14 protein-coding genes are annotated in these 16,511 nt (G+C 41.7%); 4 read left to right on the forward strand and 10 right to left on the reverse strand.

The features are described 5' to 3' along the window. Nucleotides 1–206: 206 nt before the first annotated feature. Both AAEY98_RS17225 and AAEY98_RS17230 read right to left on the reverse strand, forming a co-directional pair. Nucleotides 207–473, reverse strand: coding sequence for an Lpp/OprI family alanine-zipper lipoprotein (locus AAEY98_RS17225; protein ID WP_011638433.1), 267 nt, complete (start codon nucleotides 471–473; stop codon nucleotides 207–209). 268 nt (nucleotides 474–741) lie between these two features. Then, a complete protein-coding gene (locus tag AAEY98_RS17230) occupies nucleotides 742–1,986 on the reverse strand; it encodes a multifunctional CCA addition/repair protein (protein WP_101088828.1) in 1,245 nt (414 codons plus the stop codon). Nucleotides 1,987–2,116: 130 nt separating this feature from the next. On the opposite strand from AAEY98_RS17230, the gene AAEY98_RS17235 reads away from it, so the two are divergent. After that, nucleotides 2,117–3,784: an ExeA family protein gene (locus AAEY98_RS17235; RefSeq protein ID WP_351018439.1), complete on the forward strand. Its 1,668-nt coding sequence runs from the start codon at nucleotides 2,117–2,119 to the stop codon at nucleotides 3,782–3,784. Then, the gene (locus tag AAEY98_RS17240) at nucleotides 3,784–4,953 is read left to right on the forward strand and encodes a general secretion pathway protein GspB (RefSeq protein ID WP_351018442.1); all 1,170 of its coding nucleotides are present in this window, start codon (nucleotides 3,784–3,786) and stop codon (nucleotides 4,951–4,953) included. The genes AAEY98_RS17235 and AAEY98_RS17240 overlap by 1 nt, the downstream gene beginning before the upstream one ends. 79 nt (nucleotides 4,954–5,032) lie before the next feature. Here the strand turns inward: AAEY98_RS17240 and nhaD are convergent, their stop codons facing one another. The 4 genes from nhaD to AAEY98_RS17260 all read right to left on the reverse strand — a co-directional run bounded on the left by nhaD (nucleotide 5,033) and on the right by AAEY98_RS17260 (nucleotide 11,175). Then, nucleotides 5,033–6,280, reverse strand: a complete 1,248-nt coding sequence (gene nhaD / locus AAEY98_RS17245; RefSeq protein ID WP_162023706.1) for a sodium:proton antiporter NhaD — start codon at nucleotides 6,278–6,280, stop codon at nucleotides 5,033–5,035. Between the two features lie 323 nt (nucleotides 6,281–6,603). Next, entirely contained in the window at nucleotides 6,604–7,890 is a 1,287-nt protein-coding gene (hemL, locus tag AAEY98_RS17250; protein ID WP_351018446.1) for a glutamate-1-semialdehyde 2,1-aminomutase, read from the reverse strand. Between the two features lie 26 nt (nucleotides 7,891–7,916). Then, nucleotides 7,917–8,936 carry an aspartate carbamoyltransferase gene (locus AAEY98_RS17255; protein WP_101088833.1) on the reverse strand — a complete coding sequence of 340 codons (1,020 nt, stop codon included), beginning with the start codon at nucleotides 8,934–8,936 and terminating at the stop codon, nucleotides 7,917–7,919. A 514-nt stretch (nucleotides 8,937–9,450) separates the two neighbouring features. After that, nucleotides 9,451–11,175: a chloride channel protein gene (locus AAEY98_RS17260; RefSeq protein ID WP_182744257.1), complete on the reverse strand. Its 1,725-nt coding sequence runs from the start codon at nucleotides 11,173–11,175 to the stop codon at nucleotides 9,451–9,453. A gap of 322 nt (nucleotides 11,176–11,497) precedes the next feature. On the opposite strand from AAEY98_RS17260, the gene AAEY98_RS17265 reads away from it, so the two are divergent. Together AAEY98_RS17265 and erpA are read left to right on the forward strand one after the other, a co-directional pair. Beyond that, nucleotides 11,498–12,271: a DUF6776 family protein gene (locus AAEY98_RS17265; RefSeq protein ID WP_162023704.1), complete on the forward strand. Its 774-nt coding sequence runs from the start codon at nucleotides 11,498–11,500 to the stop codon at nucleotides 12,269–12,271. 21 nt (nucleotides 12,272–12,292) lie between these two features. Further along, on the forward strand, nucleotides 12,293–12,643 hold the full coding sequence (erpA, locus tag AAEY98_RS17270; protein WP_011638424.1) for an iron-sulfur cluster insertion protein ErpA: 351 nt from the start codon (nucleotides 12,293–12,295) through the stop codon (nucleotides 12,641–12,643). Nucleotides 12,644–12,780: 137 nt separating this feature from the next. Here the strand turns inward: erpA and AAEY98_RS17275 are convergent, their stop codons facing one another. The 4 genes from AAEY98_RS17275 to AAEY98_RS17290 form a co-directional block, all read right to left on the reverse strand. Next, on the reverse strand, nucleotides 12,781–13,245 hold the full coding sequence (locus tag AAEY98_RS17275; RefSeq protein WP_351018450.1) for a hypothetical protein: 465 nt from the start codon (nucleotides 13,243–13,245) through the stop codon (nucleotides 12,781–12,783). A gap of 6 nt (nucleotides 13,246–13,251) precedes the next feature. After that, the gene (locus AAEY98_RS17280; protein ID WP_162023702.1) at nucleotides 13,252–13,638 is read right to left on the reverse strand and encodes a DUF2750 domain-containing protein; all 387 of its coding nucleotides are present in this window, start codon (nucleotides 13,636–13,638) and stop codon (nucleotides 13,252–13,254) included. A 114-nt stretch (nucleotides 13,639–13,752) separates the two neighbouring features. Further along, nucleotides 13,753–14,865: an anhydro-N-acetylmuramic acid kinase gene (locus AAEY98_RS17285; protein WP_351018453.1), complete on the reverse strand. Its 1,113-nt coding sequence runs from the start codon at nucleotides 14,863–14,865 to the stop codon at nucleotides 13,753–13,755. A gap of 36 nt (nucleotides 14,866–14,901) precedes the next feature. After that, nucleotides 14,902–16,440 carry a peptidoglycan DD-metalloendopeptidase family protein gene (locus tag AAEY98_RS17290; RefSeq protein ID WP_101088839.1) on the reverse strand — a complete coding sequence of 513 codons (1,539 nt, stop codon included), beginning with the start codon at nucleotides 16,438–16,440 and terminating at the stop codon, nucleotides 14,902–14,904. Between the last annotated feature and the right edge of the window lie 71 nt (nucleotides 16,441–16,511).

Raw genomic sequence — 16,511 nt, forward strand, 5'->3', positions numbered from 1 at the left:
ACCGCTTGATACCGCTTGATACCGCTTGATACCGCTTGATACCGCTTGATACCGCTTGATACCGCTTGATACCGCTTACTATTACTTTTCTACGCGAAGCACAAATAATTAAGGCTTGATGTTGAAGTACTACTTAGAGTAGTGGTATCAACAATCAAGCCCTAATAATCAACCTATGTAAATAAGCTAATTTTTAATAACTATTCTTACTTTTTGTAAGAAGAAGCCATGTTGTCTAAACGGTCGTTAGCACGTTTAGCTTCGGCTTGTGCGTCCATAGAAGCAGCTTTAGCGCCTTTAACATCAGCAGATAGCTTGCTTTGCTCAGACTTTAAAGAACCAACTTGTGCTGATAGTTGATCAACTTTGTTACCTAGGTTTGCTACGCTTTCTTCTAAAGCAGTAGTGTTAGCACAACCACCTAATAAAGCAGTCATCGCAACACCAGCAATCATCAGTACTTTCTTGTTCATGGGTAAATCCCTTAATATATAGGTTGTTAAATAGTGCAACGGCATGTGCCTTTGCAACGGCGTAATTATGTCACAGATTTTTTTATTTGCTATAGGCAAATATAAGATTGTTCATTTAAAATAGCGAAATAAATGAAAATTGCAAGTCTACCGGGCCAAAAGCATCATTAATTGCCGAATTTATATAAATCTTAGTGATTTATTGCTTATTCCCTGTTAAAAAATGCTTTTTTCCGCTTTTTTTCATAAAACCCTAAATAGGCAATAGCTAATGTAGCTGCTTGCTTTCAATGTATTGTATTTTATAGTTATTAATCGTTTCGGCTCGATTTAGCTGAAGTTGACTTTTAATTTGCGATCCTTGGTAACCCGCGGCTATAATCGATTGCACATCGACGTTGCTCGCTAACTCATAGCAATGTAGTAAATATTCGGCTTGTGGATAGGAAGATTGTTCAAATCCAGTTCGTCCTCTTAAGTCGCCATGACAACATAATAGTAGCTCTGTTAAGCGTTGAGGTTTTCGCCAAAAATCACCTTTATCAAATAATTTGACGATGGTTTCTGCTCTTAGTTCAAACGCGTTATGAATGTTTTGGTGTTGATCGCTGACTAATAATGCTAAATCACGGTATTCGTTTGGCACTCTAATTCGTTCACAAAGCTTTTTAATGACCGGCAAACCTTTCTGCCCGTGGCCATAATGCTTCGGCCAATCTTGTTTTGGGGTCAACGCTTTACCTAGATCGTGAACTAGAGCGGCAAAACGTACTGCTTTGTTGTCACTTAACAGACTCGTTTGCTCGAGAACCATGAGGGTATGAATACCAGTGTCTATTTCAGGATGCCACTTTTCAGGTTGTGGCACGCCAAACAACGCATCAATTTCAGGAAATAACACTGTTAATGCTTGGCATTGCTTTAATACATTGAAAAAAACCTGCGGACTTTGACTGCTTAATGCTTTATCACATTCTTGCCATACGCGTTCTGGGGTGAGGTGATCTAATTCACCGCTATTAGCTATGTCGGTCATTAACTGTAAGGTTTCAGGTGCAATAGTAAACCCTAAGTGGTGAAATCGAGCGGCAAAACGAGCCACTCGTAACACGCGTAAAGGATCTTCAACAAAGGCATCTGACACATGGCGAAGTATTTTAGCGTTAATGTCTGCAATACCGTGGAACGGGTCCGTCAGTGTGCCGTGCTCATCTTGCGCGATGGCATTAATGGTTAAATCTCGGCGTAATAAGTCTTCGGCGAGGGTGACATCTTTATTGGCGTCACAACTGAAACCTTGATAACCCTTACCGGTTTTTCGTTCTGTTCTGGCTAACGCATATTCTTGCTGAGTTTTAGGGTGTAAAAAAACAGGAAAGTCTTTACCGACTTGCTGATAACCCAATGCGAGCATTTCTTCTACGCTGCTGCCAACAACCACATAATCTTTATCAACGACAGTTTGTTTAAGAAGGGTATCGCGTACGGCCCCGCCTACTAAATAAATCTTCATGGCGTACCACAACGTGTAATAATAAGTTGCTTAAATCTTATCAGAGTTAGATTTTTACGGCTAACTTTTGACAAGCTGTCATACAAGCATTAACGTGAGCCGTCAGTTTCAAATAAGGATTTTTGGTCGAATGTATAAAGCCTTCTATGGATTAAACGATAATCCATTTTCTATCGCGCCTAACCCTCATTATATGTTCTTAAGTGACCGTCATCGTGAGGCGTTGGCTCATTTAACCTACGGCCTAGGTGAAACCGGTGGCTTTGTATTATTAACGGGTGAAGTCGGCACTGGAAAAACCACTGTTTCTCGCTGTCTATTACAACAAATACCCGATAATACCGACACCGCGTTTATTCTAAACCCATCGTTAACAGAGCTTGAACTCTTAGCCACCCTATGTGATGAGCTGGAAATTAAATACGGTAAAAATCCGACGTTAAAGCAGTTGACTGATTTAATCAGCATGTACTTGCTGAATAATCACAAAAATGGTCGTAATACGGTGCTGATTATTGATGAAGCACAGCATTTGCGTTCGGAAGTATTAGAGCAGCTGCGTTTATTGACCAATCTAGAAACCAACACCAAAAAACTGCTGCAAGTGATTTTGATTGGCCAGCCAGAATTACAACAACTGCTAAAGCGTCAAGACTTACGTCAGTTAGCACAGCGGATCACCGCTCGCTATCATTTATTACCGCTAAATAAAGATGAAATTGCTCTATATGTGTTGCACCGTTTGCAGGTTGCCGGTAGGCATGAGCCGCTATTTACACGTAAGGCGATAACCGCGTTACATAAACATTCTGGCGGTATTCCGCGTTTAACCAACTTATTATGTGAACGTGCATTAATGGCTGGTTATGGGCAAGCTAAGGTTCCGATTGATCACAAAATGGTTAATCAAGCTGCGGTCGAAGTATTGGGTGATATTGATGTACCAGGCGATAAACGCTGGCCATTTATTGCCGCTACTGCGTTGGTGCTCGCTTTTGGTTTATCATTTTATCTGTTTAATCGTTCAGCCATTGAAAACAATATGAATGCGAATGCGGCGATAGCAGATGTTCAAGCGCAATCTAGCCTAGCCAATCAAACGCCTGCAGTTATGCCTAGCCAGATAAACCAAGCAGCACAAACTCAACAAGTACAAGCAGCAACTCCCGTTGCCAATGCACAACAACAAATTATGCGCCAAGCAATGCTACAAAGCAGTAGCATTGATAATGCCTTTGCCGGATTATTTGGCTTGTGGAATAAACAGCCTATTATCGGCTTGTCTGCCTGCCAAGCTGCGCAGCAACAAGATTTAGCCTGTTATCAGCAACAAGGTAATTGGCACAGTATTATGCGTCTTAATTACCCCGCAGTTGTTTACTTGCAAGATACGCAAACGAACGTGTTTTATGGCGTAATTGTTGAGCGTCAAGCCGAACAGATTTTATTGCAACTGGGCGAGCAACAATTTTGGGTGAATAAAGATTGGTTTGACCGCCACTTTAGCGGCACTTTTGAAATTTTGTGGCAACCAGATAGTGTCTTGCCGCGTGAGATTGGTCAGTCCTCTAGCTTGGCACAAGTGCAATGGCTCGAAAATAGCTTAGCGTTAGTCAACAAGCGACGTGCACGGCTACTGACGCAGTTTGATAGTGATTTAGAGCAACAATTAATGAATTTTCAACGTCAGCATGGGTTAAAGCCAGACGGTATAGCAGGCAATCAGACTTTGGTGCAACTTAACTTATATTTGAGCCAGCAAGGCCCACGTTTAAGTGCCTCTGAGGTGCGCAGTTAATGTCAATTTTATTAGATGCGGTTAACCGTAAAAAGCAGCAACAAGGTGATGTTGTCGATATTATGTCGACGCAGCCGCCTCAATATACATCGCAATCTAACAGCTCAAATAAGTTGAATAAGTATAGTGTATTGGCTGTAGCCATTGCTTTGGGCATTGGCGCTGCATGGGGCATGAGTGTGCTATTACAGTCACCGTCTGCATCGTTATCAACTATCCAGCATAATGACGCTAATGTACTACAAACTGTCACGGCGCCAGTTGCTGTTGTTACACCACATAAAACACCTGAAGCATTAGCCGTTAATAAAAATGAATCAGCGGTACAAAATAACGATGATATTCGTTTAGCGGGTAAGGTGGCATTACCTATTGCCAAACCTTTCAATACGAATGCAATGAACACGCAAGCGGCAAGTTATAATAACAATGGTTACGCTGAACCTTCTGGTGTGAATGAACCATATCTGCAAGCAAATGATGACCAGCGCAGTTTTCAACAAGCTAACTCCCAGCAATTCAACTCTCAGCAATTTAACTCTCAACAAACCAACGCTCAACAAGCCAATTTTCAGCAACCAAGCTATCAGCAGCAAGCAGGTTATGAACAGGATAATTATCAAAGCGGGCAAGATAGCAGCGTTGATGAATATCAGACACAAGAGAGCAATCGTCAACAGGCGCAGCAGCGAGAAGCCATTGCATTAGGTGCTAAGGCTAATCGCCGAGGTTTAGCAGAGCTTGAGGCATTGCGCTTGCAAGTAAATGCTGCCGCAGAAGACGTCGATTTTGCCTCTGTTAAAGCACCATCAATTAAAGAGCAGAGTAATTTGATTGCTGCGTTTGAAACTGCGCTTAAAGACGTTGAATATGAACAGTCGGCGAATCAGCAAGTGACGTCAGCAAAATTAGATCCTATCCCTCGACCTTCCAATCAGCAAATTCCTAAGTATGGTGACTTACCCGCGAGTGTGCAGTTGCAAGTACCGGAGTTTAATATTAATGCTCATGTGTACTCATCAACACCCAGTAATCGTTGGTTAAATGTCGATGGGGTTGAATTACAGCAGGGCGATATGATCAAGAATAAGCTGACGATTGTAGAAATTCGGCCACGAGATATCGTATTAGAAATTGATGGTGAGCAATTTAGAGTGCCAGCAATTTAAGGCGATGTTGGGATGTTAGGCATAAAACAAAGGCGCTATTAGCGCCTTTGTTTTATCTGAAAAACCCTCGTACTTAATATTAGCCGTGAATGTTATTGGCTAAAAACAGCGTTAATCCATAACCTATGCAGTAGCATAATAGTAATGCTGGAACATATTTTAAGTAGCTTACGAATGTCAGTTCTTCAACTTTACTCATCGCGATAATGCCAGATGCCGAACCGATGATTAATAACGATCCGCCTACACCAACCGAATAAGTTAAGCCTAACCATTGTGCTGTTGTCAGTACGGGATCTGCTTTTAATAATGCTGCAGTTAGTGGCACGTTGTCTAATAATGCAGAACCGACACCGGTAAAGAAGTTAGAAATGCTTGGGTTATACATGCCATAGACTTCTGTTAATAGGTTAAGCGTACCAATCTCTTTAAGCATACCAACCAGTAACAAGATACCTAAGAAGAACAGCAGGGTATCGAACTCAACTTGGCGAATGTATTCTAATACCTGAACTTCTTCGGTTTTACTCTTATGGGTAGTGCCGACTAAGAACATTACTGATAAACCGAATAAAAAGGTCAATACAGGTGGAATACCAAACAGCACGTTAAGTACCATGGTTAATACGATGGTGGTGAAGAAAATCAAGCCAATGACGATATCAACGGTATTGTAGTTTTGCTCAATTGGCGATGTGCTCACATGCCCTTCGGCTTTGAGTGAGAACAATATTGCTAGGATCATAACGCTGATGCTGGCAGGAATGAACAGAATTAACAATTCAGAAATATGCACTTTACCGGCAAGGAAAATCATCAGAGTCGTTACATCGCCGGTGATTAATGCAACCCCACCAGAGTTCACCGCAAAGATAATGAGCACTGCCATACGGCGACGCATTTGTTTGTCTAAATTAAAGGTGGTCAGTAAACCTAACGACACCAATGTGGCTGTCACGTTGTCACAAAAAGTCGACAGTACTAACGAAAACATCCCAACTTGTATCATCAGCATGCGAACAGACACTTGCTGCGGAAATATTTTTTGCACCAGTACTTGGATCATACCTTTAGCGTTAAGGTAAGCAACAAAGGTCATAGTAGACATTAAAAACAGCCATAAGGTGGCAATTTCTAATAAGTTTTCATTGAGTTCTTCACCGACCAGTTTACTTTTCTCTGGGCTACCAGAGGCAATAAATAAGGTGATCCAAGCAATACAGCCAAGGAACAGGGTGGTTTTGGCTTTATTAATATGGGTAATTTCTTCGAGCACAATACTTAACAGCGCAAGCACTGCAAGTGAGATAAGAAAGGTATGTAGCATGACTGCAATTCCAACTTTGTGTTGTAGGTAATCAACATCATTACCATGAATTTTTGCTAACCTAATTCAGCCTTTTTTTTAAGGTTCAATTAAGCTTTCCGTTTGGCGGGGCGATCACATCACACCACGGGCATTTTCGCAATATAGATCACAGTTTTTTCGTCAATTATCGACCAAAGTCGTGGATAAAATAATTAACACAGAGAAAGGTAATAGGAATTTGTTAACATAAATAAAAATAGGATAAACAACGTAGTTATTTATCCTATTTTTGTTACCAACAGTTTGCTTAACCTAAAAAGAGGTTAACTGATGAAGTTGAGCTATTTCATTGCCGCAAAAACGCGATCAACAGCAGCTAAAGTATATTCAATTTCAACATCACTATGAGCCATAGACATGAAGCCTGCTTCATAAGCACTTGGCGCTAAATAAATACCTTCATCTAACATGGCATGGTAGAAATGACGGAAATGCTCCATGTTGCATTTTGTGACTTGGGCAAATGACGTCATTGGCGTGTTATCTTCAGTAAAGAAGAAACCAAACATGCCGCCCACATAAGTAATATTTAATGGAATACCATGTTTGTCTGCTGCGGCTTTAAAGCCTTCAGCAACACGTTTAGTTTTGTCTGCAAGCGCTTCATACAAACCGGGTTCACATAAAGCGTCCATTTGCGCTAAACCTGCAGTCATTGCAATTGGGTTACCTGATAATGTACCCGCTTGATAGACTGGACCTGTTGGTGCGATAAATTGCATAACGTCTTTACGGCCACCAAATGCGCCTACAGGCATGCCACCACCAATGACCTTACCAAGAGTGGTTAAGTCTGGCGTTACGCCATAGTGACCTTGTGCGCCACTCATAGAGACACGAAAGCCCGTCATCACTTCATCGATAATCAATAATGCACCGAATTCGTCACAAATTGTACGTAAGCCTTGTAAAAAACCTTCTACTGGCGGGATACAGTTCATGTTGCCCGCAACGGGTTCAAGGATGATACAAGCGATATTGTCTGGGTTCTGTTCAAATATAGCGCGTACAGAATCAAGGTCGTTATACGTCGCGGTTAAAGTGTGCTTGGCAAAGTCTTCTGGAATACCAGGTGAACTTGGCTGGCCTAACGTTAATGCGCCTGATCCCGCTTTAACCAACAAGCAGTCAGCATGACCGTGGTAGCAACCTTCAAACTTTAAAATATCATCACGGTTAGTAAATCCACGGGCTAAACGGATTGCACTCATGGTAGCTTCGGTGCCCGAACTTACCATACGAACTTGTTCCATCGATGGCACCATTGAAATGACTTTTTCAGCCATTTTTACTTCAAGTTCAGTCGGTGCGCCAAATGATAAGCCGTTTTCGACAGCAGCTAACACTGCTTGACGAATTTTAGGATGATTATGGCCTAAAATCATCGGTCCCCATGAACCCACATAGTCGACATACTTTTTGCCATCGGCATCAAAAATATAAGCGCCATCAGCTTTTTCAATGAACAAAGGTGAACCACCGACACCATTAAAGGCACGTACAGGTGAGTTAACGCCACCAGGAATGGTTTTTTTAGCCTGTTCAAATAAAACTTCGGAACGGGTCATGTCTAATCCTTAATATTGTGTGCCAATTATCTATCGGCTTTACGTGAATACCAGTTTACTGGGCACTCATACTTTTCGAGTTGGTTTTCAACTCCAAGTGTTAATGCAAAAAGTGCCATACGTATAAGTAAGCCGTTGTCGGCTTGTCTAAAAATAGCCAAACTTGGATGGCTGTTTAAATCATTGTCGAGTTCATTTGCTTGCGCGCGTGAATCACGAGGTAATGGATGCATAATCACCGTATTTGATTTGCAATGTTGCGTATAAATATTGTGATTTAAGCGAAACTTACCCCGGTATTTATTGGCTTCTTCCTGTGACGGAAAGCGCTCTTCTTGAATACGGGTAAGATATAAAATATCCGCGTTATGTAAATTACCTTCAAGTTGTTCGGTTATTGTGATCTTATGGCCAGCATTTTCAATGTCGGCGATCACATAGTCAGGCATTGCTAGCTCACTTGGCGATATCAATGTGAACTTAATGTCCTTATGCATACAAAGTAAGCGCGAAAGTGAATGCACAGTGCGACCATATTTTAAGTCACCTACCATGGCAATATGCATACCATCGATACCCATACCTGAATGGCTTAATTCTTTTTTGATGGTAAATAAGTCCAGCAAGGCTTGAGTTGGATGTTCATTTGGTCCATCACCGCCATTGATCACTGGCACTCGGCTGCCTTCAGCAAACTCTTTGACGGAGTAGGCATCTGGGTGACGCATGGCAATCACATCTGAGTAAGTTGATAGTACTCTAGCCGTGTCATACAAGGACTCGCCTTTTGATAATGACGATGATGCCATTCCTGTGGTTTCTCGTACATGTCCGCCAAGCAAATTGAAAGCGCAGCCAAAGCTGACACGAGTACGGGTGCTAGGTTCAAAAAAAAGATTGCCTAAAATGGCACCTTCCAACACTTTGGTGCGTTTTTCACGCAAAGCATAAGGGGTCATTTTGTTAGCAACATTAAAAATAGTGTTAATCGAATCCAGATCTAACTGGCTTACTGAAAGGATATGTGAACCTTCGAACTGTGTCATCAGCCTGATTTCCAAAGTTTAGGGGCAAAATATTCACCAGAACAGCATGCTATTTTACCGTATTATTATATAGGGCATTATATAGAGTGTTATATAGGTTATGTGTAGGGTGGCTGAGGCAAAATTGTAGCAGAAAAGAACCGCCAGATAAATATAATAACCGTGCTGAACTTTGAGATTCACTTGCTGCTATGAAGAACATTCGCAGGGCTTTAGTTTACTTTTTAATGGAATTAAGTTGCGCGCCTTTATGACTCATTCAGCGCTGAATGAGCGGCATACTGACCGAGCCACCTCAAATTTCATTGTGCTATAGCAGCCCCTGTATGGGTTAATGAATATTTGTTAAAGCATTTCGTCTCACTATTTAAGCTGTCTAACTTGCTAATAAAATGATCGCTTTCAAGATGTTAATACGTCTTGTTAGCCAATAGACCTATTTTGAACATAGGTTGATTGGATAGGTATATTCCTTCTTCACTCGGTGAGAGTTTATACCGAGGATAGGCTGGGACTATACTTGCCCGGAGCGGATTTCTTGAAGTAAATTAGCCCAACTTATTACCCCAACGACTTTCTGATTAGTGCCTCGATAGATATACACTTCACCGGAGCGTTTCGCGACCAGCGCTTCATAGGCTTCATTTAAGGTGGCAGTGTCTGGTAACCCCGGCATAGGGAGGCGTGATAGCGTGGTTGAATCTTCAAATGACTGCATTTCAAGACGCAGCATTTCAATTTCCCCTTCAGCATTACGCACTAGTACTGGGCGACCTGCCGCCCGTTTGAGTACTTCAAGTAGCAGTTCGTCATCATCATTAACAATGACAAAGCGTTTATCCATCAGTACCCTCACACCTTTCTTTTGTAGCCCTTGGTTAAGCGGAGCAATTTTGTAACCAAGCCCCATAATATCAAGTTGTTTTAGCAAGATAGAATTGGTATTAAATCCCTGATACGCCACCAAAAATGCTGGGATGGTGACAAACATGGCCGGTAAAATAATCGAAGCATCGTTGGTTAATTCAAGTAATGCAACTAATGCTGCTAGGGGCGCACTCAGGCAAACCCCCATCATTGCCGTCATCCCAATCACGGTATATAAGCCAACATATGGCGCAATTGACGGGAATATTAGGCTACTGATTAACGCTAGAATTGCCCCAATTAAGGCGCCAATACCATAGAGCGGACCGATAAGTCCGCCTGGTACGCCAAAGCCAATAGCAGCAATGGTCGCCAACATTTTTGCTAATAACAGCGCGATTAAAAACAACAAACTAGGATGCTCACTAATGGCTTCATTGATGGCAAAATCGCCTGAGCCTAATGCCTGTGGCATGACTAAACCAACTAGAGTGGTGACTACTGCAGCAATGAGCAGACGATAAATTAATGGCCAGTGCTGGCCAGTGGCAGTGACTTTCATCAGTGAAAAGTTAAACAGGGCAGCGACACATCCCAGCGCAAGTCCGCCAATGAGTAAAATAGGATAATGATCGAGTGGAATGTGGATCACATTGATCAAATCGTATTCGTGAATATTACCAAATACAAGTTGGCTTGATACCGCGCCGCAAATAGCAGATAGCATGATAGGGAAAAAGTAATGAATTTTGTACTCTCGTACAATGACTTCAAATACAAACAAAACCGCAGCCAGCGGTGCGTTAAAGGTGGCAGCAATACCCGCGGCAATACCACTAGCACACATAATGCGCACGCTATTGTCTGGTAGCGAGAACTTCTCAGCCATAACACTTGCGCTCACCGCACCTAAATGAATCGCTGGGCCTTCTTTTCCGACAGAAAAATTGGTCATCAGTGCGATTAATGCTTGAAAAAACTGTCCAGCAGCTGATTGAAGCGGTACCTTACCGTAGTGCAATTTAAATCGATGCAATACATAAGCAATGCCCATGCGCCGGTAACGCTTTGACCCCAACAATGACAGCAACCAAATAAGCAGCGCGCCGATTAAAGGTAAGTAAGAGCGCCAATCGCTTAAGGTTGAGCTAAGGCTCATGGAATCTGCATGCAGGTATTGTTCTGCCCACACCAAGCTTAACCGGAATAAGATAATCACTAATGAGGCGATGATGGCAAATAACAGTGCGAGTGCACAAAGTTGCACACTAATTTTAGCCTGAGATAACTTATCTCTAAATTCGTTACGTAGATATTTGCGCGTAGTTCTTTTGGCGTGAATAATAGCGGCTTTATTTATCTTAAATTGCACGGTTTGACTCTAAAGTCTGTTGATATTTTAGGGTTATGTTTGACAATTTTTTATTGATTGACCGATAACGCGTATGTGTCATGTTATGACTCTCCATCAATTTGCACTAACGCCTTTTAACAGGTCAAAGTACTGCCTGCGCATGTTTGTTTAGCTCTTTACGTTGGCTGGCAAAGCTTTATTTGGCAAGCAAATTATTATCATTAGAACCTTATTTACAATGCATAGGATTTGAACAAGATGTTAAGCTCTACAGAAATATAAGCCCTAAGCAAATAAGCTTCATCAAGCATACTGTATTTTATTAAAAGGTTGTAACGTAATGTTAAATTATCACCGCTGGTTAGACAGACTGCAAGTTTTAGAACGCAAAAACCGGACATCAAGCATATACTTAATAGGGTTAATGGTAGTGTGTTTTTTGCTGGGAGCGATAAGTTTTAACCTATGGCTTTCATTTGCACCAGAAGCTACACCAAATAGCGCCAGTGGAAAGCGTAAATTATTGCAAGAACTGGAGACTCAAGCGCAAGCGCTTGCCAGTCGTAATTTAGCCTTAAGTATTGCTGATAATGCCAACAAAGAAATGCAAGAAATGTTTAGTCAGCAATTATCTGCACAGAAAGCGTTAGAAAAAGAATTAGCATTTTATCGCAGTGTTATGGTTACCGATGCTGATGTTGAAGGGGTGGCAATTCATGGAGTGGAATTATCTCAAGGTGTAGCTCCCGAGCAATATCAGTTACGACTAATCTTAACTCAGTTGCAAAAACGCAAAGTAAAAGTGAAAACCAACGCCACTGTATTGTTGCTTGGCACACTAAATAACCAGCCGGCCGAACTGTCTTTGAGCAAGTTAATTAATAAAAAGCTGGATTTTGAGTTTAATTATTTTCAAATAATGGACAGTGATTTTGTGCTGCCAAGTGGTTTTAATTTACAACGAATTATGGTTAAAGTGAAGGTCGCTGCGAGTCGTGGGGTGAAAGGCGGGGAGATTGAACAAGTCTTTAATGTGCCAGAGCTGTTGATGGGTGAAAAAGAACTGCGGGTAATACTTGAACAAAATAGTCAGGTAAAGGATAATTCTCAGTAGACACCGAAGTAAGAGGTAGTAATGACTGAACAAGTTGATGCAACAATGCCGATCCAATTTACCGATGCGGCGGCGATAAAAGTAAAAGGTCTGTTAGAAGAAGAACAGAATCCTGAATTAAAGCTACGTGTATATGTAACAGGTGGCGGTTGCTCTGGTTTCCAGTATGGCTTTACATTCGATGAAAAAGTCAACGAAGGTGATTTCACCATTGAAAAGCAAGGTGTGCAGTTGGTTGTTGATCCAATGAGTCTTCAGTACCTTGTTGGTGGTGAAGTGGATTATACATCGGGTCTTGAAGGTTCACGCTTTTTTGTTAAAAACCCTAATGCGACCACCACATGTGGCTGCGGGGCTAGTTTCTCGGTGTAATGAGTCTTACAGCAGCGATAAACCACGCGATAAATGAGATAACAATCTCACTGTAGAATGGATTTATATAATAAAAAGCCGTCTTTCGACGGCTTTTTTGATTTCTGGACAACATCTCTAAATAATACAATCGATGATTAGCTACTTATAATGTTGAGGTTCATCCGCGGTTTAAACCACGCTTTCACTTTGGCATTAAAGCTAATCCACACTTGTATAATACCTAGGGTAATCAGCACTGAGTATATAAGCCAATCAGGCACTACGGCTTGAAATAAACCAAAATCAAATGTCGTTGGTCCGGCAACCAAATTATCTGGGTCATACATTATGATCGGTAATAGGCTATACAACAGCAGTTGCAACAGACAATAAACCCGCAGTAGATATAAACCTGCTTTCTGGCGACCGATAATTGCCAATACCATCATCAAGGTCAAAATGCATAACATTGCACTTAACTCTGATAGTGAGCTGGCGGCCATTAATCCACTGACAGACGATAATGTATAAATAACCATTAAACCGATAAGTCGTTTTGGTAAACGTGGTTTGACCGTTACTTTATCTATTTGGTTTGATTCCGAGCTGATTATTGTCATAACACATTAATGCTTTTGTTGTTTCTTTGGCGAAATACGTTCGTTCATTTCAAACGGTGGCACAACGACACCTAAGTCTTCTTGTACTGGGAACACAGCGATAAATAAATCATCATCTTCCATGCCGCTCACCCAACGTTCTTGAAACTCGTCTAGTGGAATGGCTAATGGTTCACAGTCTTTCCATTCATCAACTGCCCAAAGTGCAGCTGTTTCTTCAGAAGGCCACATTGGAATGCAATCTTCATCTTCTGTAGTTAGCATGACGCAACCATCTTGGTCTTGAAGTGTCCAAATGATTTTTTCTGCTTTAATTTGCTCAACCATATAATCGTAACGGCCTTCTGGCGTTAGATTCATCAGTTCAGACACACTTTTGGTTTTGTTGCTCATATTGACTCTCATCTTAAGTTACGGCTTTGCCCAATTTCAAACGATTGAGCAAATTTGTGGGCATCATAACATTGAGGCCACAATTGCAAAAGTAAACCGCACATATTGGTGTATTTATCTTGCTTTAAAGCGACCACCTAATATAGCAGCACGTGACGCACCCGTGACGGCCGGTAAGTTGGCGGGTAAATCATGGTGATAACGCATTGCTAGCCATGCAAAGGCAATCCCTTCAACCCACTTAGCATCAACACCTAAGGCGCTGGTAGTATCGACTTTATAACCGGGAACCAAAGTGGCTAGTCGCTGCATTAAGGCTTTATTTAACGCACCACCGCCGCAAACAAACAATTCGCCAGTCGGTGACAATTTATTAATGTCATTAGCAATACTGTGACAGGTAAGGTCAAGTAAAGTGGATTGAATGTCTTGTTGATCTAAATGGCTATAGTCAGCGAGTTGTTGTTCAAGCCAAGCTTGATTAAATAACTCTCTGCCAGTGCTTTTGGGATAGGCTAGTGAAAAATAAGAGTGTGATAATAGCTGCTTGAGTAAGTCTGGGTGGGTGGTGCCAGAATCTGCCCAAGCACCATCTTCATCAAAAGGTTGGTTTAAGTTTTGTTGAATAAAGGCATCGATTAAATTGTTACCTGGGCCAGTATCAAAGCCTAATACTTGCTCACTATTGCCGGGTAAATAAGTAACATTGGCAATGCCGCCAATGTTTAAAATAACTCTTGAATGACCAGACTGAGCAAACACTTGTTGATGAAACGCCGGAACTAACGGTGCGCCTTGGCCGCCAAGGGCGATATCTTTACGTCTAAAATCAGCAATAACATCGATATCGGTTTCAATGGCAATGGTGTTTGGATCGCCAATTTGCAAGGTAAAACCCATTTCTAAATTGGGCATGTGACGCACGGTTTGTCCATGTGAACCAATCGCGATCACCTCAGCGGCAGTCACTGTTGATTTTGCCAATAAGTGATTTACTGCCTGAGCAAACAGTTTGCCGACACTGCGATCGAGCCTACCTAAGCGGTTAATTTCATCTGTTTCGGGTTGACATAAACGCTGTAAGCCTTTTAATAAATGCGCAGGAATGGCTTCTGTATGGTTGGCGATTAGCACAGGATGTTCGGCCGAAAAATCAACCAATACTGCATCTACACCATCCATGCTTGTGCCTGACATTAGACCGATAAAATACTCTGGCTTAGACATGAAGTGACTCTCTGTTAACAGCAATAAAACCGCTTATTAATTACTTGCCAATTGCTGTTGTTGATTTGATTTTAGTTGCGTCATCAATTGCTTGCTGAGTGCAGCGAATTTGTTCTTCTCTCTGCTATCAATTGGCATTGATTTAGGTAAATCGATGGTTCGTGGATTGCGATGAACCCCATTTACAATAAATTCGTAATGTAAGTGAGCGCCAGTGACTCGGCCTGTTTTACCCAGAGTACCGATTATTTGGCCTTGTTTAACCGTTTCACCACGGTTTACTTTGCGCTTAGTTAAATGCAAATACTTAGTGGTGTAGGTTTCGTTGTGCTTAATGAAGACATAGTTGCCATTAAACTGGTTATAACCGGCCTCAACCACTTTACCTTTACCTGCCGCTTTAATCGGCGTGCCAATGGCAGCAACATAATCGACACCGCGGTGGGCTTTAACTTGGCCTGTTACCGGATGTAAGCGACGGGGGTTAAAGTTAGAACTGACGTATTTAAAGTCTACTGGCGAACGCAAAAAAGCTTTGCGCATGCTACTGCCATTTTCAGAATAGTATTCACCGTCGGTATAACGCACTGCGGTGTAGCGTTCACCTTGGTTAATAAACTCTGCTGCGAGAATATTGCCATTACGCAAAAATTGACCGTCGGCGTATTCTTGTTCAAATAACAACGAAAAGTGATCGCCTTTACGAATATCTAGAGCAAAGTCGACATCCCAACCAAAAATATTGGCCAATTCCATAATGTGGTTACCAGACAAGCCTGCATCGGCAGCGGCATTCCAAAAGTTACTTTTGATATTGGCGCTAATAAACGAGGTGCGATTAACGACTTCTTTAGTGTTAACGGTTTCTTTGTATTGCTCATTGTGTTGACTGATAATTAATGTCGACACTTTATCCATGCGATAGGTTAATTCTTGTAATTCACCTTGAGCATTTTTACTGATGGCGATTTCTTCGCCTGGCATGATTTTTAGTAGATTCTTTTTCGCTAAGGGTAATTGGGTAATGTCATAAACATCTTTCGCGCTGAGTCCTGCACGGCTAAATAAACCGCCTAAGGTATCGCCTTTAGCCACTTCATAGTATTCAACGCTATAATCATCATTAGCCGCTTGTTGTTTTAATTTGGCTTTTTGAGTGGCAACTTGCTGATCGATGTCATTGATCATGCCATCAATATCAGAGGTACTTGTTTGCAACATGGCAAGATGATGGGCAAACGCTTCATCGTCAGGGGTTTCGCCGCTGTTTACTTCTTCGCTATTATCACGTGATGCAAGGGCATCATTTGATATGAAATCAATCGATTCATCTTCAGCGACACTGTCATTATTACCCGGTGGTGTTGGGCTGCGAAAGGCTAATGGAATATCATAACGTTTATTGGTTTCTATGTCTGATTTGTCAGCAGATTGACTTACCAGTTGGGTTTGTTTAGATGCTTGAGCGTCTTCCGATGGAAACATCAGAATAATTGTCGTTAGAATCACCAATAAAGATAATGTGATTTGATGTGCTTTTGGCAGCAATGTGAATAAAGTAAGAAGCTTTGCCATTGACTCTGTTACCAATTTCTCTCTTTCGTTATTATCGGCTAAGTGTACACTCTTTCATTTGCTGTGGCTAA

The sequence above is a fragment of the Shewanella sp. AC91-MNA-CIBAN-0169 genome, assembly GCF_040310165.1.
Lineage (GTDB): Bacteria > Pseudomonadota > Gammaproteobacteria > Enterobacterales > Shewanellaceae > Shewanella.